Here is a 17,817-nt window from a genome sequence, read left to right on the forward strand (position 1 = left end):
GTCGTGACGAAAGCATTCGCATCCAGCGCCGACCTCGAGCGCAAAGTCGAGACCTTCACCGAGCTCGCGGACGGCGTCTACGCGCTGACCGCCGAGGGCGACCCCAACGTGGGTGCCATCGAGGGCGAGGACTTCCTGGTCTGCTTCGAGGCCCGGGCGACACCGGTGGCGGCGCGCCGGTGGCTCGACCTGCTGCGCGAGCGCACCGACAAGCCAGTCCGCTACCTGGTGCTGAGCCACTACCACGCGGTCCGCGTGCTGGGTGCCAGCGCCTTCGACGCCCAGGAGATCGTCACCCACGAGACCACCCGCGCGCTGATCGCCGAGCGCGGGGAGGCGGACTGGGCCAGCGAGTTCGGGCGGATGCCGCGGCTGTTCGAGGAGCCCGCGAGCATCCCCGGGCTGACCTGGCCGACGCTGACCTTCACCGACCGGATGGTCATCCCGCTCGGCGGCACCCGGGGCGACCTGGTGCTCGCCCACTGCGGCCGCGGGCACACCGCGGGCGACATCGTCGCCTGGCTGCCGCAGCAGAAGATCCTGTTCGCGGGCGACCTGGTCGAGGCGCAGGCCGCGCTCTACACCGGCGACGCCTTCCACGACGACTGGGCGACGTCCACTTTGGACAACATCGGCGCGTTCGGGGCCGAGACGCTGGTCGGTGGCCGCGGCGCGGTGGCCCGGGGCCGGGCGGCGGTGGACGCCGCGGTCGCGCAGAGCAGGCACTTCCTCGACGAGCTGCGCCGGATCGTCGGCGAGGTGCACGGTCGCGGCGGCACCGTCGGCGAGGCGTTCCGCGCCACGCACACCGCGCTGGAGCCGGAGTACGGCCGCTGGCCGATCTTCGAGCACTGCCTGCCCTTCGACGTGCAGCGCTACTGGGACGAGCTCGGCGGGCACGACTGGCCGGTCGTCTGGACCGCCGAACGCGACCGCGAGGTGTGGGCGGCGCTGCAGGAGGGGGAGTGAGCGAGCCGGTCCTGGTCGTCGGCGCCGGTCCGGTGGGGATGGCGGGCGCGCTGGTCCTGGCCAGGCACGGCGTCCCCACCATCGTCGTCGACGCGCTGCCCGGGCGGCTGCTGGAGGGCAGCCGGGCGATCTGCGTGCAGCGCGACGTGCTCGACGTGCTGCACCGGGTCGAGGCGGGCTGGCCGGTGGTCGAGGCCGGGGTCACCTGGTACTCGGGCCGGATCTTCTACCGCGAGCACGAGGTCGTCACGATGAACCTCGTCGAGCCCGCGCCCGGGCACTTCCCGCCGTTCGTCAACACCCCGCAGAACAGCATCGAGCACGTCCTGGAGCAGCGGGTGCTGGCCGAGCCGCTGATCGACCTGCGGTACTCGACGAGGGCCGTCGACATCGACCAGGACGAGGACGGTGTGACCCTGCGGCTCGAGGGTCCCGAGGGTGACTACACCGTGCGCGGCACGCACTGCATCGCCGCGGACGGCAGCCGCTCGACCATCCGCAAGCTGCTCGGGCTCAGCTTCGACGGGCACTCCTTCGACGACAAGTTCCTGATCACCGACATCCGCGCCGACTTCGCCTACCCGGTGCCCGAGCGGCGGTTCTACTTCGACCCGGAGTGGAACCCGGGCCGCCAGGCCCTGCTGCACCCGCAGCCGGACTCGGTCTGGCGGATCGACTGGCAGGTGCCGGTCGACTACGACCTGGCGGCCGAGCAGGAGAGCGGCGAGCTGCACGTGCGCATCCGCAAGGTGCTCGGCGACATCGACTACGAGCTGGTGTGGGCCTCGCTCTACCGGTTCCACCAGCGCCGGGTGCCGCGCCTGGCGGTCGGCCGGGTGCTGCTCTGCGGCGACTCGGCGCACATCATGAGCCCGTTCGGCGCCCGCGGCATGAACTCCGGCCTGGCCGACGTGGAGAACGCGGCGTGGAAGATCGCCGCCGTCCGCCGCGGCTGGGGCGGTCCCGGGCTGCTGGCCTCCTACGACCTCGAACGCGGCCCGGCCACCGACGAGAACCTGCGGGTCACCGGCACCACCATGCGCTTCCTGTGCCCCGCCGACGACGACGAGTGGGCCCGCAGGCGGGAGGTGCTGGAGCGCAGCGTCACCGATCCGGCGGTTCGCGCCGACATCGACTCCGGCAAGCTGTCCGAGCCGTTCTGGTACCTGGACTCGCCGCTGACCACACCGGCGCCGGCGGCGGAGCTGGCGGCCTTCCCCCGGGCGGCCGGGCAGCCCAGGCCGCCGCTGGCCGGTGTCCTGTTGCCCGACCTGCCGATGCCCGGCGGCACCCGGCTGCGCGACCACCTGGGTCTCCGCTTCACCGTGCTGGCCGCCCGCGACGCCGCCCTGCCCGAACTCGACGGTGCCCCCGGGCAGCCGGCACCCGGTCCCGAGCCCTCGACGAACGCCACCCAGCCGCACTCGGCGCTGCACGACGGGGCAGGCACCACCCGTTCGACCACCGGCGTACCCACCTTGGGACCGCCCAGCACGGATGGGTCCCCGCAGCGGGTCCTGGCCGATCCTGCGGGCCGAGTGGCCACCCCGTCGCCCGCGCGGGCAGCCGAGTCGGCGGTCCAGGTCGGTCGAACGGAGCAGGCGGTCGCCTCCTGGTCCAACCCGCACGGGGTCGGTCAGGACATCACCGTGCTGCGGGTGCCCGACGACGTGGCGGCCGCGCTGCGGATCGGTCCGGACGGGGCGGCGCTCGTGCGGCCGGACGGCTACCTCGCCGCGGTGTTACCGAGCGTCCATTCGGCCCAATCGCTGGTGGCGGCGGTGCTGCGGGCCTCGGGGAGATCGGTTTCGGGCTGGGAAAAACAACCCTCGCCGGTGTCTACTGGGAACGGACACGGCTAGCAGTCGGGCTCCCGCGGTGCTGAGATCAGGTCCTCGCGGGTGGAAGGTCGGGGACTTGATCAGCAGGAGAACATTTCTGCGGGCGGCGGGCATCAGCACGGCGGCGGCGACCGCGGCATCGTGTTCCGGGGGGACGGCACCACGGGGTCCCCAACCGACCACCGCCCCCGGGAGCAGCGTGACCAACCAGCCGACCACCCGCCCCGCCGCGGTCCCGCCCGACTGGGAGGGACTGCGGTCGCGGCTGGGCGGCGGCCTGCACCGGATCGGCCAGGACGGCTACGACACGGCCCGCCGCTCGTACAACCCGCTGTTCGACAAGCAGGCACCCGCCGCGGTGGCGACCTGTTCGAAGACCGAGCACGTCCAGGCGTGCGTCAGCCTGGCGCGCGACGCGCGCCTGCCGGTGGCGGCCCGCAGCGGCGGGCACAGCTACACGGGCTACTCGGCCCCCGACGGCGGCCTGGTCGTCGACCTGGGCGGCATGTCCGCTGTGGACGTCCGCGCCGACGGCACAGCCGTGGTCGGCGCGGGCGCTCGGCTGATCGAGGTCTACGCCGCGCTGGCCGCCGCGGGCCGGGCACTGCCCGCGGGCAGCTGCCCGACGGTCGGCATCGGCGGGCTCACCCTGGGCGGCGGCATCGGGGTGCTCACCCGCAAGTACGGCCTGACCTGCGACAACCTGGTGTCCGCCGAGGTGGTCACGGCCGAGGGCACGATCCGCACCGCGTCCGAGAGCAGCGAGCCCGACCTGTTCTGGGCGCTGCGCGGTGGTGGCGGCGGGAACTTCGGCATCGTCACCTCGTTCACCTTCGCCACGGTCCCCGCGCCCAGCCTGGCGGTCTTCCAGCTCACCTACCCGGAGGGCTCGGTCGCCGACGTGGTCGGCGCCTGGCAGGAGTGGACGGCGAGCGCCCCGGACGAGCTGTGGTCCAACGTGGTCATCACCGGCGGCGCGGCCACGAAGTGCCGGGTCAACGGGTGCTTCGTCGGGCCGCAGTCGGGCCTGAACCCGCTGCTGGACCGCTTGGTCGCTCGCGCGGGCAAGCCCTCCGGCCGCTCGGTGAGCCAGCGCGCCTACCTCGACGCCATGCGCTATTTCGCCGGTTGCGCCAACCGCTCGATCGCCCAGTGCGGCCCCGAGTCGCTCCCCCGCGAGACCTTCGTGGCGTCCTCGCGCGTGCTCCCCACCGCGGTCGCCGACCCGAACGCCCTCGCCGACCTGCTCGTCGGCCGCACCGACATGGACCTGCTACTGGACTCCCTCGGCGGCGCCGTGTCCAGAGTGGACCCGACGGCCACCCCCTTCCCGCACCGCAAGGCGTTGGCCACCGCCCAGATCTACCAGAAGACCACCGTGGACAAACAGCCCGAGGCCGCCAGGGCGGTCGCCGAGGTCCGCGACGCCCTGGCCCGCCTGGGCGCCCGCGGCGGCTACGTGAACTACATCGAGGCCGCCATGCCCGACTGGGGCCTGGCCTACTACGGCTCCAACATCAACCGCCTGAACAGCGTGGCCCGCCGCTACGACCCGGACCAGGTCTTCACCTTCGCCCAGTCCATCCACCGCGCCTGACCCGGGACCGCGGACCGCACGCGGTTCCGACCCTGACCAACCCCGTCGCAGGAGTCGCCGACCTCGCCCGCACCGCCTGACCGCAACAACCAACAAGGACTCCGTCCTCGCGACTCACAACAGTTGCGAGACGGTGCTTACGACCTCGTGCATGGCTGGGGGGCCGCGCGAGATGATCTTGGTGTGGGGTGTGCGGCGGTGGTGTCGAGTCGTCGGGTGACGGGCCTGTCGGCCCAGGTGATCGCGGATCTGGTGGCGGGGGTCGGCCCGGTCTGGCAGGCCCGTGGGGACGCGCGATGTGCGGCTCGGCCACGGCTGCGCGCGGGCGCGAGGTACCGGTTGGTGTTCCTCGACCGGCTGTTGGCCACTCTGGTGCATCTTCGCCATGGTGTCCCCCACGACGTGCCGGCCGTGTGGTTGGGGGTGGGTTGGTCGACCGTCACACAGGCGGTCGACGAGATCCGTCCGATCCTGGCCGAGCGCGGATGCCGGGGCGGCGACTACCCGGCGGCCGCGGACCTTGGCCGAGGTGTCGACCACCTGGGCGCCACAGGATCGGACGCGATCATGTGGTGCCACCGGGGTACGGGTGCGTCGTCGCGCGGCGAACACCGTTGACCGGGACCGGTTCGTCTCGGGCAAGAGCAGGCGGAACGCCGTCAAGACCATGATTGTCACCGATCCCGGGGGCAGGGTGTTGTTCCGCGGGGCCACCGTGCCCGGCTCGGTCGTCGACATCACCCGAGCCCGTGACAGCGGGCCACCCGAACTGCTGCCCGGGGCGCGGGGTATCCGGATCCTCGCCGACGCCGGGTATCAGGGCCTCGGCGCGCGGACCGGCGGTGCGGTGCACACGCCATCGCACCGCAAGTTCCGTCGGAACCCGCCGGCCTGGTACGAGGAACGCCATGCGGAGCAACGCAAAGCCCACTCATCACCGCAAAGCCCACTCATCACCACGGATCCGCGTCGAACACGGCATCGGCCACCTGAAGAACCGGCGATCCCTCGCCCGCCACCCCGTGCGCCGCGACACCTTCGACCACACCGTCCGGGCCGTCGCCGCACTTCTGTCCGACCATCAGCACGATGACCACGCAACGCCACGGTGACCCGCCACAACCAGTCAACGTCGTCGCGCGGCCCCACCCAACCATCCACGAGGTCGTTAGCGGCCGCGACCCGGGTCTTGTCCGACGATGCCGTCGAAGGTGGCCGCGGGGTCGTCGGCGTCGAAGAGGGTGCCGGTGAGGCGCCATTGGCTGGACTTGCGTTCGGTGTCGCCGCCGCCCTGCCCGCCGCCCGCGCCCATGCCGCCCATCCCCATCATGCCGCCCTGCCCGGCACCACCTTGGGCCTGCGGACTGGCGGCGGCCACGGCGGACTGCCGTGGATCGGACTGGCGTGGATCGGGGTGCGCGGGTGCCTCCGCCCCGGTCGCGGCGCCCGGTAGGAGTGGGGCCTCGTGGGCACGCGCACCGCCACCGCCCGTTCCACCTCCGCCCGTCCCGCCACTGCCGCCGCCCGACCCGCCACCGTCAGTTCCGCCGCCTCCCCCGCCACCTGGGCCACCCGCCCCACCAGGGTCTGGGGAGCCGCCGGGGCGAACAGCCTCGGCACCGCGTTCGACGCGAATGCCTTCTGCGCCAGCACTTTCCCCACCAGCGGCACCGTTGACTGGGAGGCCGCCTACCCCGCTCGACGCGGCGTCGGCTGCGGTTTGCGGCGGGTCGATGACATAGGTCTTCGGGGTCCCCGTGCCGTGGTCGACGGTGATGCCCAGGGTGGGTCCCGCGTCGATGGTGACCCGGTGCCCGTCGTCGTCGATGGTCAGCCGACCCCGACTATCCACTGTGGACTTACGGGTCAGCGCAGCGAACGGGTCGGGGTCGATCTCGCCCAGGGTGTCGGTGAACGTCTGCCATGTCCGGGCCGTGGCCTCGTGCACTGCCCGCAGGTCTCGACGGATGCGGCGGATCACGACGTCGTAGCGGGCGCAGAAGTCGTCGAGGTAGGCGGTGATCTCCGAGGTGGGCCACGGGGGGCCACCTCGGTTGAGATCGATGCCGGGGCCGCGAAGCCGTTCCGGACCCGCGGTGGCCAGGGCGGCGTCCAGCCGGTCTAGCTGGGTCTGCCGGGTGGCCAGGTCGTCGACGGCGATGTCGCGGAGCGCGCCGGTCTCCTCGGACCAGCGGCGCAGCACCGTCGAGGTCACCGCGCGGGCGCCGTCGAGCGAGGCGGACACCTGGGTCAAGCCGTCCTGCCAGGCGTGCGCGGCACTCGCGAGGTGGTCGAAGCGCGCGGCGGCCGCATCGGCGGCGGCGCCGTCCCAGGTGTCGGCTACCCGAGCCCGCAAGGCCCCGGCGCTGCGGCGCATGGCCTCGGCGGCGGTCGCGAGCGCGGCGAACCTGTCGCGACTGGCCCGGATCCGCCAGAACTCAAGGCCACGCAGGTCGTCGACCAGGCGGTCGTCCTCGACACCCCAGGGCTGTTCGCCCCAGCCGCGCCGGGCGACCGGGTGCTCGCGCCAGCGCGCGTAGAGCGCTCCGGTGTCGCGAGTAGACAGTCGGGCGCGCCACTGCTCGAGGGCGCCCGCGAGCCGGGCGTCAGAGGTGTCCGTCGAGTCGGCACCAGCCGGCTCGACCAGGGCGGCACGGATCGCGGCGGCGCTCATCACAAGACCACCGGTGCGACTTTCCCCTGACGCGGATCCAGCGAGCCACCCACGGTGGTCACGCACGCCGAGCCACCCGGCACCACCGCCACGTGCGCAGGTCGAACCCCACCGCGCGATGGCCGGGCAGTCGTGGATCCCGGCCAGGTGACGGCGCGGCGGGTTGGGCGGTGCCAATCCACGTAGTCCGCAGCACCGGCCGAGACCCCTCCGAAGACCAGGGCCAAGCGTTCAATGGGCGAAAACGCTTGCTTGCCAAGGATTTCCGCTCGGGCGGTGGTCATCGGTGGCCGGCCTGGGTGATGCGGCGGGCGGCGTCCTCGTCGGTCTCCACCATGCGGTGGGCCGACTCGGCGACGGCCGCGGTCATCGTCTCGATCTCGGGGATCGCCCGCTCGAACGACTCACGCAGGGCGGCGCGAACCCGGGTGAACGCCGCACCCGCCGTGTTGCCCAAGCGGCCGAAGTGGTGCGCGGCGAGGTCGTCGGCCTCGGCGTAGGCGATGACGTCGTCCAGCGCGGCCCGCAGCTCGGCGGCCTCCCGGGTGAGCGCGGTCAACGCCTCGTGTTCCAGGCGGAGGGCGCGGTTCGGCGGCACGTCAGCGCACCCAGCTCCGGCCCGACCAGTCGTCGTCTTCCTGGTCGTCGGCCGCCGGGGCCCGGCGTGGTGGGGCCGGGCGCGGCGGACGGGGCGGGGTGGCGTCCTCGTCTTGGGAACCGATCGACAGGTAGTGCTCCCGAGACGACTCCGGAGCTGGCGCCTGCGGTAACTCCACCGCGGCGGGCGGCGCGAACCCGGCGGGAGCTGTGAACGCCGGGGGTGGCGTGAACGCGGGCGCCGCCTGCCTGGGCACGGGATCGGGAGCGGGGTCGTCCTCGGTGCTGAAGGACAAGACCTGCGGCCTGTTCTCCCGGACCCACGGGGTCGGCCGCGCCTCGGCCTCGGCCTTGGCGCGCAGGTACTCCTCCTTGGCCGCCTGGTGCGCCGCCTCGATCGCGGGCTGGCGCTCGGCGGCGAGCCGGTCTCGTTCGGCGGCCTCGGCGTCGTGCCGGGCCAGCTCGGCGGCGAACTCCTCGCCGATGGTGTTCACCCGGGCGGTGTACTGGGCGGTGATGTCCTCGTAGCGGGCGAGGATCAACCGGGTCTCCAGGGTCATCTCGTCGGCCATGGCGCGCCCCTCACCGCCCGCCGTCGAGGCTGCCGCTGATCCGCGCCTCGGCCTCGGCGTAGTCGTCGTCGAACAGGTTGCCGGTGGTGCGCCACTGCGACCCGGCGCGCTCGCCGTCGCCGGAGTTGCCGCCGCCGCCGCCCATGGCCCCGCCCATCATGCCGCCGCCGACACCGGACCCGCTCTGCCCGCCTGCCTGGTTGTCCGCGTCGGGAGTGCCCTGCGCACTGGACAACCCGGCCTCGCCGGATCCGGAGGCCGCCGGGGTGTCACCGTTGTGGTCGTTGGCGCTGTCGGCGGGATCGTCGAACACACTGCCCGCGGCACCCCACGCGCCCGAGCTGTCGCCCGCGGTGAAGGTCGCCTGACCGCCGTCACCGCCGGTCGCGGAGCTCGCAGCCGCGTCGTGGCTGACCGAGGCGGCGCTGAAGGCATCCTGACGACCACCGGCGCCGTCCTGGTTTGCCGCAGCAGCAACGGAAGCGTCGTGGCCCGGCGCGCTGAACGCGTCCTGCCGACCGTCGCCGAGAGCGTCCTGACTCGCGGCGAACGCGTCCTGGCGACCGCTCGCGAAGTCGTCGGACCGGGGTACCTGGGCGGCGAACGCCTGGCGATCAGCCGGGGCTGCACCATCCACTGTGGACGATGAGCCCGCGGCGTCGGCGTAGTCGACGGTGTAGCTGACCGGGGTGCCGGAGCCGTCGTCGACGGTGATCTTGACCGTGTCCGGGTCGCCCGGGGCGCGCTCGGCGGTGATGGTCAGCGGACCGTCGTGGATCACGGCCTTGCCGTCCGGACCCGCGGTGATGTGCTCGACGGCGCCCGGCTCGACCGGCTTGCCGTCAGGGCCCAGCACCGCTTCACCGGGCAGGGTCCGGACCGGACCGGCAGTGCCGTCCGCGGCGCCGTCGACCGGGCTGCCGTCCGGGCCGAACGAACCGGTGACCGGCTTGCCGTCGGGCCCGAGCACGCCCTCGACGGGCTTGCCGTCCGGACCGACGACCGGGCTCGCACCCGCGCCGAAGTCGAGGTCGTAGGTCTTGGGCTTGCCCGAGCCGTCGTCGACGGTGACCTTGACGTGGCCCTGGCCGTCGGGGCTCTGCACGCCGATCGTGCGGTCGCCATCGGTGATGGTGACGGTCTCCGGGCTGCCCTGGGCGGGTGTGCCGGGCCGGGGATCACCGGTGGCGCCCGACGGGTCGGTCGGCTGGGGCACCTCGACCTCGGGCGTCGCCATGTCCGGCGTCGACGGCGCCTGCACCGGCGGCGTGCTCGGGTTGCCGGTGTCCTGCCCACCGCCCGGGTTGTGGGCATTGCTGTCCGTGCCGCCGGGGTGGCTGTCCGCGGGCTTCTTCTCCGGCTTCTCCGGCGGCTTCTCCTTGGGCTCCTCCTCGGGCGGCGCCTGGGTGGCCGCGGCCAGGGTGAGCTTGCCGAACGGGTCGGCGGACATCGCGGTGGCGGCCGAGTTGAGCGTGTCCCAGGCCGTCTCCACGGCCTTGATCGTCTCCTCGACCCGGCGCCGGAAGTTCCCGATGGTCAGGAAGTAGCACTCGCAGAAGTCGTTGAGCTCGCGGCAGACCTGGTCGGACCACCGGTCGAGCCCGTCGGTCAGGTGCACCTGACCGGGCTGGTGCAGCGACTCGGGCGTCTGGTCGACCTGGCCCCACGCGGTGAGGTCGAAAGAGCTGCCGAAGTCGATCTCCTCCTTGGCGGAGAACCCGGTGCGCCAGGTGCCCTTCTCCAGGATGCGGCCCATCTCGTCGATGTGGGTCGAGTAGATGTCGCGCGGCGAGAAGAAGCCGCCGCCCTCGCCGAGCACGGCGTACCGGTCGGCGATCGTCTTGCCGCCGACGTCGGACTGGTCGGCGAACTGGGCCAGCTTCTGCACGACCTCACGGGAGCTGCCGCGCGCGCCGTCCATGTGGTCGCGCAGCTGGCCGAGCTGGGTCGCGTACTCCATCGACGCCGCCCGCAGGTCGTTGATCTTGCCGGCGGCGGCCTCGCCCGCCTTGCTGCTCCAGCCGCCCTGCAGCTTGGTGACCACCGCGCCGGACGCGCCGTCGACGGCACCCGCCGCCTTGGCGAGGTTGTCCAGCCTGCCCCGGGCGCCCCACATCAGGCCCCAGTTGATGATCTTGAGCTTCCACAGCCCACCGGACTGGTCGGTCTTCTCCTGCCAGCCGTCGCCGAACGCGGGCTGGGAGCTCCACTTGCCCTTGTTGGCGGGCAAGCAGGCGGCGTGGTTGCGCCACTTGTCGTACAGGAAGCCGAGTTTGTCCTTGCCCATCAGGGTGTTGAACGAGTCGAGCGCGCGCAGCATCGCCTCGGAGTGGTCCTCGGCGTGCACGTCGGGCGGGGTCTGCAGGGCGTCCTGCACCTCGTGGCTGAAGCGTCCGCCGTCGGGCACGGTCACTGCCCCCCGGCCTTGGTCAGGCCCCAGGCGTTGTCGACGTCGGTGGTCTTGGTCGCCTTGGCCGAGTCGGTGATCCGCTGGGACGCCTCGGCGCAGTACTGCTGCGCCTTGCCGACCGAGCCCGCCAGCCGCTGGACGGCGCCGTTGAACGCGGTGAACGCGTCGGCACCGTCGGGCGTCCCGCCGAAGTGCTCGGCCTTGAGCCCGTCCCCGGTGGCGTAGCGCTGGACTGCCTGCAGGGACACCGCCAGGTCGGCCATGTCCATCCCCGCGGACCGCACCACCTCGTGGTCCATCGCCATGGTCTCGTCTACCGCCACCGCTCCCCCTGACCTCTTCCCCTCGACAGGTTTCCCCGCTTCGACGCACGGCCCTGACCTGCGGTGCCGTCGCGTACGCAAAGAGAAACCTACCGAGCCGGACCGGATTTCGGGGTGAGTCGGTCGGACCTGTGGACAACTCAGCCGATTCAGCCCGGCGGGCGGTACCCCGACGGCGGAATTCCCGGGCCCGGCTGGCCGAACTGTGGATAACCCGGCTGCGCGGGCGGCGGATAACCCGGCGGACCCTGCGGCGGATAACCCGGTTGCCCCGCGGGCGGATAGCCCGGCGGGACCGGCGGATAACCCGGGTGGCCCGGCGGCGGATAGCCCGGCTGCCCCGGGAATCCGGCCGGTGGATAACCCTGCCGCCGCTTTCGGTTGCGGCTGGAACGCACAGCCAGCACCACCAGCAGCACGATCAAGGCCAGGCCGAGAATGATCAGCAGCCTGGCGATGTCGATGTCCATCAGCGGATCCCCCTCGTCGCCGACTCGATCTTAGCGACGGCGGCGCCGCACGACCCAGGTCGCGAAGAGACCGCCGAAGAGCAGGAGCAGCAGCACCAGGATGAGCAGGAACTCGCTCAGGCCGATGTTCATCAGGCGGTCGCGACCACGGCGGCGAGCCGGTCGGCGGCGGTCTGGGCGGCCTCCTGGCTGGGGGCCTCGACCATCACCCGCACCAGCTGCTCGGTGCCCGAGGGGCGCAGCAGCACCCGGCCGCTGTCGCCCAGCTCGGCCTCGACGGCCAGCACCGCGGCGCTGACCACCGCGGACGCGGCCACCGCCGCCTTGTCGGCGACCTTGACGTTGACCAGCACCTGCGGGAGCCGGGTCATCACGCCCGCCAGCTCGGCCAGCGACCGGCCGGTGGCGGCCACCCTGGCCATCACGTGCATGGCGGTGAGCAGGCCGTCGCCGGTGGTGGCGTGCCGGGGGATGAGCACGTGCCCGGACTGCTCGCCGCCCAGGGCCAGCCCGGTGGTCCGCAGCTCGTCGAGCACGTACCGGTCGCCGACGGCGGTGACCCGCAGCTTGAGCCCGGCGTCGCGCATGGCCAGGTGCAGGCCCAGGTTGCTCATCACGGTGATGACCAGGCTGTCGTCGGTGAGCTCGCCCGCGTCGCGCATCGCCAGGGCCAGCACGGCCATGATCTGGTCGCCGTCGATGATCTCGCCCGCGGCGTCGACGGCCAGGCAGCGGTCGGCGTCGCCGTCGTGGGCGATGCCCAGGTCGGCGCCCTCGGCCAGCACCGCGGCGCGCAGGTCGTCGAGGTGGGTGGAGCCGCAGCCCTCGTTGATGTTCTCGCCGTCGGGCAGCGCGTGGATGGCGATGACCTCGGCGCCCGCCTCGCGGAAGGCCCGCGGCGCGGCGGCCCAGGCGGCGCCGTTGGCGCAGTCGACGACGACCTTGAGCCCGTCCAGCCGGTTCGGCACGGCGGCGAGCAGGTGGGCCACGTAGCGGTCGTGCGCGTCGGCGATGTCGTAGATCCGGCCGACACCCGCGCCGACCGGCCGCTCGGCGGTCTCGGCCAACCCGGCCTCGATCTCGTCCTCGATCGAGTCGGGGAGCTTGTGGCCGCCCGCGGCGAAGATCTTGATGCCGTTGTCCGGCATCGGGTTGTGCGAGGCGGAGATCATCACGCCCAGGTCCGCGCCCAGGTCACCGACCAGGAACGCCACCCCGGGCGTGGGCAGCACGCCCACCTGCATGACGTCGGCACCGGCCGAGGCCAGGCCCGCGCACACCGCTGCCTGCAGCATCTCGCCGCTGGCCCGCGGGTCGCGCCCGACGACGGCTACCGGCCGGTGCGAGGAGTCGTGCGCGGCGAGCACCCGGGCCGCCGAGGCGGCGATCGCGAGCGCCAGCTCCGGGGTGAGGTCGGAGTTGGCGAGTCCGCGCACCCCGTCCGTGCCGAACAGTCGTGCCATGGGCGGATCATCCTCCGCTGCGCTGGGGAGTGGGGTTTGGGGAGGGAGAACGCCAGCGGGAGCAGCAGTTCGAAGGCGAACCTGCTGCTCCCGCTGGGTGTCGTGCGCGACTGACCGCGAGGTCAGCGCTTGCTGTACTGCGGCGCCTTGCGGGCCTTCTTCAGGCCGTACTTCTTGCGCTCCTTGGCCCGCGGGTCACGGGTCAGGAAGCCTGCCTTCTTCAGGACCGGGCGGTCCTCGCTGTCCAGCTCGATGAGCGCGCGGGCGATCGCCAGCCGCAGCGCACCGGCCTGGCCGGTGATGCCGCCGCCGTGCAGCCGGGCGGTGATGTCGAAGGACTCGGGCTTCTCGGTGATCACCAGCGGCTCGCGGATGAGCTGCTGGTGGACCTTGTTCGGGAAGTAGCCCTCGAGGGTCTTGCCGTTGAGCAGGAACTTGCCGCTGCCCGGCAGGATCCGCACGCGGACGATGGCCTGCTTGCGGCGGCCGACCGTCTGGGCGGTCTCGGAGGTCAGGTGCGGCAGCGCGACCGGGGCCTCGTCGCCATCGTCCTCGGCGTCGTCAGCGTCGACGGCGACCTCCACCTCGACGCCACCGGCGTCGGCGGTCTCGGCCTCGGTGTCGTCGGCGTCGTCCGCCGCGACCTCGGCGTCAGCCTCGGTCTCGACCTGCGCGGTGTCGGTGTCGACAGCCTCGGGGGTCTCGGGGGTCTCCTCGACCTCGGGGGTCACGACGTCCTCGCTCACTTGACGACCTTCGCAATCTCGAACGGCTTGGGCTGCTGGGCGGTGTGCGGGTGCTCCGGGCCTGCGTAGACCTTGAGCTTCTTGCCCTGGGCACGGCCGAGCTTGGTCTTGGGCAGCATGCCCTTGACGACCTTCTCCAGCAGCCGGTCGGGGCGGGTGTCGAGCAGCTCGCCGAAGGAGCGCTTGCGCAGACCACCGGGGTAACCGCTGTGGCGGTAAGCGAACGCCTGGTCCCGCTTGTTGCCGGTCAGGATGACCTTCTCGGCGTTGACGATGACGACGAAGTCGCCGGTGTCCATGTGGGGTGCGTAGGTGGGCTTGTGCTTGCCGCGAAGCAGAGTCGCGACATGCGTGGCGAGACGGCCGAGCACCACGTCCTCGGCGTCAATCACGTGCCAGGCGCGGTCCACCTCGCCGGGCTTAGGGCTGTACGTGGGCACGGGTCTACCTCATCGTCAACATGCGTCATGGGTGCCTGTGCGGGCATCACCCCTGGACAACCGGTCCGTCCAGGGGCGCGCAACGCTGCTCGACTCGCCTTCGACCAGTCGAGCTTTACGCCCCGCGCCGCACAACAACGTAAGAAGATACCGGGTGGGTACCGGGGGGTCAAAACCGCCCCCTGCGAGGCACCCGCGAGTGGCCTGGGCCACTCAGGTTCGCTCGCCCCGCGGACGAACGACGACACCCGAGCCGGGCCCGGAGATCCGGGCCCCACTCGGGTGTCGGGAGCGTGCCTAGCGCTCGGCGGCGATCAGCCCCACTTGCTGGCGTTCGCGCGCTCGGTGGCCTCGTAGTTCTCACCGGACTGCTGCACGGCCACCGCGATCGAGGAGAGGACCTGCTTGAGCTCGTCGTAGGCCTTGTCCCACTCCTTCTGCTTGGCGTTCCAGGCCTCCGAGGCGGCACCGGTGTAGCCGGCGGCCAGCGGGGCCAGGCGCGACTTGAGGTCGCCGAGCAGGGTCTCGAGCTGGCTCGAGGTCGAGGACAGCGACTGCGACGCCGTCGCGACCTCCGCGAAATTGACCTTGATCATGTCACCGGACATGGGGTTTCTCCCTGAAGTGTGAAAAGAAGTCTGGGTACGAGCGGGGAATCACAGTGCCGAAGCGAGGAAGTGCTCAGCCGCCGAGGACGTTGGAGATGTTGGACAGCGAGGAGGACGACTCCTCCTCCTGGCGGACGTAGGCCTCGTTGCTCTCCTTGAGCTGCTGGGAGATCGCGGCGAGCGCGTTGTGCAACTTGGTCGCGTCGGTGTTGTAGCGCTCCATCAGGGTGGCGAAGGCGCGCGCCGCGTTACCGGCCCAGTTGTCGTGCAGCGGCTGGAGAGCGGAGCCCAGGCTCTTGAGCGCGTTCTGGCTCTCCTCGTTGACGTTGTCGACGTCGACGGCGGCCTTGGCCATCTCTTCGGGCGTGATTCCGTAACCGGACATTGGGAGAAACCCCCTGGTTAGTGGTTGGGTCGTACGCCTTCTTCGTTCGTACGCCGCTTACGACGATGACCCTGCCAGGTTTGGTTCCACCTCGGTGCGGGTTGCCCACAGGTCGTTGCTCCCGTTAACGCCCGACCGGGGAACCAGCAGGTCAACGCCAGTTTGACGGGCCGGACCGGGGTTCACGTTGGTGAATGTCAGCCGCCGTGGAACAGGATCTGGTGCTGGGAGAAGTCGTCGTCCTCGGGGTCGGGCCGTCGCGCCTGCCGGACCGCCGCGCGCTGGGCCGGGTCCTGGCCCGCCAACCGCTCGGTCTCGCGGCGGAACGCGGTCCCCTGCTCGCGCGCGTCCGCCGACGCGCGACGCGCCCGGGTGACCGCCGCCGAGAGCTCGGCGCGGAACCGCACCACCGCCTCGGCGAACCCCTGGTTCGGCCCGGTCATCGCCCACCTCCGGCCATCAGCCCGACACCACCATCGAGCGCACCACCGACTCGCACGCCCGCTGCACCCCGTCCCGGCCGTCGGCGGTGTACTGGCAGCCGACGTTCACCTGGACCTTGCCCTGCAACAGGACGTACCAGTCGACGGTAGCGTTCCGCTCGTCCAACCGCTCCCGGTAATAGACCACGTCCCGCCCCGCGAAACTGGCCGGATCGGTGAAGTCGGAGAAAGCGGTGTTGCGCTCGAAATCGCGGCGCAGCCGGTCGAGCGCGCGCGGCCGGTCGGTGCCCGAGTCGAAGGCGAGCCTGCGCTCCTCGACCAGCACTCGGTCGGCACCCTGCTCGGCGCCGACCGGCTTGAGCTCGGTGCTGAGCTCCTGGGGGTTGCCACCGGTCTGCTTCCAAGCCTCGGGCAGGGCGAAGCGGTACTCGTACTGGGCGACCACCCGGCCGGGGTCGGGCTCGTCCTGGTTGAGCAGCAGCGTGACCCCGACACCGGCGGCCACGGCCAGCACGCCCGCGCCGACGAGCAGGGCGGTCTTGCGCCGGTTCGGCGTGGGGACGTCGTAGGGGTTGATCTGCTTGGTGCTGTTGGGCGAGGTCACCTGACCGATGACCCGAGCGGTCGGGTCCGAGACTGGCGAGACCGCTGGGAGCCGTGATCCGGTGCCCACGCCTCCGGGACCGGCGGGTCGCGGACGGGGACCGGTCGGCTGGGGGCGCGGTCCGGTGGACCGCGATCGCGGCCCGGCGCCCGGGCGATCGTTGATCGGGGCGGTGTAGTCGGCCATGGACCGCGCGCCCATCACACCGGTGTGCTCGGGCTCGGGAGCGACCGCGCGCAGGGCGCCCCGGGCCACCACGGTCTCCGGCTGGTCGAGGGTCACCGGCACCACGCCACAGCGCTCGGCGACCTGCTGGGCCACCAACGGGATCCGGCTGGAACCACCGACGAGGAAGATCCCGGACAGCTGCGCGGGCACCAGCCCGGCGGCCGCGACGGTCGCCAGCACCAGGTCCACGGCGGCACCGACCGGGACCGCGATCAGCTTCTCCAGATCCGTCCGGGTGAGGTGGGCGTCGGGGAACGGGGACGGGAGCGGGACGTCGGTGTACGGGTGGCGCGAGAGGGTCTCCTTGGCGCCGCGCACGTCCTGGCGCAAGACCCGCCTGCGCCGCCGGTCGGGCAGATCACGCCCCTCCACCAACGACCGCCACGCGTCCGGGTCGCTGGACGACACGGTGGCACCGATGTGCTCCATCAGGAGCTGGTCGACATCGGCGCCGCCGAACGACGGGTTCCCCTTGGTGGCCAACACGGCGAACCCGGGAGCGTACGGCGGCCGAGCGGACTGGGTCCGCACGACGCTGACGTCGACGGTGCCCCCACCGACATCGAGCACGGCAAGGGTGTGCACCCCCGGCGGCCCGGGAAAGCTGGCCGCGTGGAAGACAGCGGCGGCAACCGGTTCGGGCACCGTGAGCACGCGGCCAGCGAGACCACCAGCGGCCTTGCGCAACACCTGCGTCCGGATACCGCCCCAGTCAGCGGGATGGGTCAGCACGAGCTGGTCGACAGGCGCCCCACCGGCAACCCGCCGCGCCTCGGCGACCGCACGACCGATGACGGCCCGGAAGACGGTGTTGATGGACAAGACGGTGTCCCCGAGCAGCAACTCGGCCTCGTCGATCCGGCGCTTCGGGTGCGGCTCATACCGGGAGGGATCGAGCGCGGCCTGCCGCTCTGCCTCCTGCCCGACGAACAGGGTGCCATCGGTGCCGACGTAGACCGAGGAGGTGAGCAGCGGCTGCCCGTCGACCACGACGACCTGCGGCTCACGACCGTCAACCGAGACAGCGACACACGTGCTGGACGTCCCGAAGTCGACCGCCACCCGTAGCGCCACTTGTCCCCGCCCCTCCACCAGGTCCCCGGGTCACCCTACGTGCTCAGCCGAGGACACCGGCACAGACTTCGCCGGGACGCACTGTGGCGGTGAACGAGCCCAACGGCAACCGCAACGCAACCTGGCCATAGTTCCCTCGACCTACCAGCTTCTCGATCTCTCGATCTCTCGATCTCTTGATCTTCGACTTCTCTCTTGTCGATCTTTCCTCTTTCTCTCTAAATGTCGAGCCCGCTGGTACGCAATGCCCGTTACGTTTGTGCTCGATTGGGTGGACTGCCTTCGTGTGGGGGGAGGCGACCGCTAAACTTGCCTCAGTGGTGGGGATGCCCTTCTCCCCACGCTTTTTCCCCACGCGGTCGCCTAGGGGCCC

18 protein-coding genes and 1 pseudogene are annotated in these 17,817 nt (G+C 72.0%); 5 read left to right on the forward strand and 14 right to left on the reverse strand.

Annotation, left to right across the window (positions count from 1 at the left end):
• Positions 1–3: 3 nt before the first annotated feature.
• The 5 genes and pseudogenes from QSK30_RS28190 to QSK30_RS36995 form a co-directional block, all read left to right on the forward strand.
• Positions 4–969, forward strand: a complete 966-nt coding sequence (locus QSK30_RS28190; RefSeq protein WP_285507350.1) for an MBL fold metallo-hydrolase — start codon at positions 4–6, stop codon at positions 967–969.
• Positions 966–2,831: an FAD-dependent monooxygenase gene (locus QSK30_RS28195; RefSeq protein ID WP_285507352.1), complete on the forward strand. Its 1,866-nt coding sequence runs from the start codon at positions 966–968 to the stop codon at positions 2,829–2,831. Before QSK30_RS28190 ends, QSK30_RS28195 begins: the two co-directional genes overlap by 4 nt.
• A gap of 178 nt (positions 2,832–3,009) precedes the next feature.
• Positions 3,010–4,407, forward strand: coding sequence for an FAD-binding oxidoreductase (locus tag QSK30_RS28200; protein WP_285507353.1), 1,398 nt, complete (start codon positions 3,010–3,012; stop codon positions 4,405–4,407).
• Between the two features lie 216 nt (positions 4,408–4,623).
• Positions 4,624–5,025: a helix-turn-helix domain-containing protein gene (locus tag QSK30_RS28205; protein WP_285507355.1), complete on the forward strand. Its 402-nt coding sequence runs from the start codon at positions 4,624–4,626 to the stop codon at positions 5,023–5,025.
• A pseudogene (locus tag QSK30_RS36995) lies at positions 4,997–5,215 on the forward strand (transposase family protein); the annotation flags it as partial. The gene QSK30_RS28205 and the pseudogene QSK30_RS36995, both read left to right, overlap by 29 nt.
• Before the next feature lie 145 nt (positions 5,216–5,360).
• Here QSK30_RS36995 and QSK30_RS28210 read toward each other — a convergent pair.
• The 14 genes from QSK30_RS28210 to QSK30_RS28275 all read right to left on the reverse strand — a co-directional run bounded on the left by QSK30_RS28210 (position 5,361) and on the right by QSK30_RS28275 (position 17,444).
• Positions 5,361–5,504, reverse strand: coding sequence for a hypothetical protein (locus QSK30_RS28210; protein WP_285507357.1), 144 nt, complete (start codon positions 5,502–5,504; stop codon positions 5,361–5,363).
• A 71-nt stretch (positions 5,505–5,575) separates the two neighbouring features.
• Positions 5,576–7,081 carry a hypothetical protein gene (locus tag QSK30_RS28215; protein WP_285507359.1) on the reverse strand — a complete coding sequence of 502 codons (1,506 nt, stop codon included), beginning with the start codon at positions 7,079–7,081 and terminating at the stop codon, positions 5,576–5,578.
• A 280-nt stretch (positions 7,082–7,361) separates the two neighbouring features.
• Positions 7,362–7,679 carry a hypothetical protein gene (locus QSK30_RS28220; RefSeq protein ID WP_285507361.1) on the reverse strand — a complete coding sequence of 106 codons (318 nt, stop codon included), beginning with the start codon at positions 7,677–7,679 and terminating at the stop codon, positions 7,362–7,364.
• Between the two features lies 1 nt (position 7,680).
• Entirely contained in the window at positions 7,681–8,250 is a 570-nt protein-coding gene (locus QSK30_RS28225; RefSeq protein WP_285507362.1) for a hypothetical protein, read from the reverse strand.
• A gap of 10 nt (positions 8,251–8,260) precedes the next feature.
• Entirely contained in the window at positions 8,261–10,657 is a 2,397-nt protein-coding gene (locus tag QSK30_RS28230) for a hypothetical protein (protein WP_285507365.1), read from the reverse strand.
• 2 nt (positions 10,658–10,659) lie between these two features.
• The gene (locus tag QSK30_RS28235; protein ID WP_285507366.1) at positions 10,660–10,983 is read right to left on the reverse strand and encodes a hypothetical protein; all 324 of its coding nucleotides are present in this window, start codon (positions 10,981–10,983) and stop codon (positions 10,660–10,662) included.
• A 149-nt stretch (positions 10,984–11,132) separates the two neighbouring features.
• Positions 11,133–11,453: a hypothetical protein gene (locus QSK30_RS28240; RefSeq protein ID WP_285507367.1), complete on the reverse strand. Its 321-nt coding sequence runs from the start codon at positions 11,451–11,453 to the stop codon at positions 11,133–11,135.
• Between the two features lie 131 nt (positions 11,454–11,584).
• The gene (gene glmM / locus QSK30_RS28245; protein ID WP_285507368.1) at positions 11,585–12,916 is read right to left on the reverse strand and encodes a phosphoglucosamine mutase; all 1,332 of its coding nucleotides are present in this window, start codon (positions 12,914–12,916) and stop codon (positions 11,585–11,587) included.
• Positions 12,917–13,038: 122 nt separating this feature from the next.
• The gene (gene rpsI, locus QSK30_RS28250) at positions 13,039–13,662 is read right to left on the reverse strand and encodes a 30S ribosomal protein S9 (RefSeq protein WP_285507371.1); all 624 of its coding nucleotides are present in this window, start codon (positions 13,660–13,662) and stop codon (positions 13,039–13,041) included.
• Positions 13,659–14,102 (reverse strand): 50S ribosomal protein L13, encoded by a 444-nt coding sequence (gene rplM / locus QSK30_RS28255; RefSeq protein WP_285507373.1) that lies wholly within the window; start codon positions 14,100–14,102, stop codon positions 13,659–13,661. The genes rpsI and rplM overlap by 4 nt, the downstream gene beginning before the upstream one ends.
• Positions 14,103–14,416: 314 nt before the next feature.
• Positions 14,417–14,710 (reverse strand): WXG100 family type VII secretion target, encoded by a 294-nt coding sequence (locus QSK30_RS28260; RefSeq protein WP_285507374.1) that lies wholly within the window; start codon positions 14,708–14,710, stop codon positions 14,417–14,419.
• A 73-nt stretch (positions 14,711–14,783) separates the two neighbouring features.
• On the reverse strand, positions 14,784–15,095 hold the full coding sequence (locus QSK30_RS28265) for a WXG100 family type VII secretion target (protein ID WP_285507376.1): 312 nt from the start codon (positions 15,093–15,095) through the stop codon (positions 14,784–14,786).
• A gap of 197 nt (positions 15,096–15,292) precedes the next feature.
• Positions 15,293–15,538 carry a hypothetical protein gene (locus tag QSK30_RS28270; RefSeq protein WP_285507379.1) on the reverse strand — a complete coding sequence of 82 codons (246 nt, stop codon included), beginning with the start codon at positions 15,536–15,538 and terminating at the stop codon, positions 15,293–15,295.
• A gap of 16 nt (positions 15,539–15,554) precedes the next feature.
• A complete protein-coding gene (locus QSK30_RS28275; protein ID WP_285507380.1) occupies positions 15,555–17,444 on the reverse strand; it encodes a type VII secretion-associated protein in 1,890 nt (629 codons plus the stop codon).
• Positions 17,445–17,817: the final 373 nt, after the last annotated feature.

It is taken from the genome of Actinokineospora sp. NBRC 105648 (genome assembly GCF_030269645.1).
Lineage (GTDB): Bacteria > Actinomycetota > Actinomycetes > Mycobacteriales > Pseudonocardiaceae > Actinokineospora.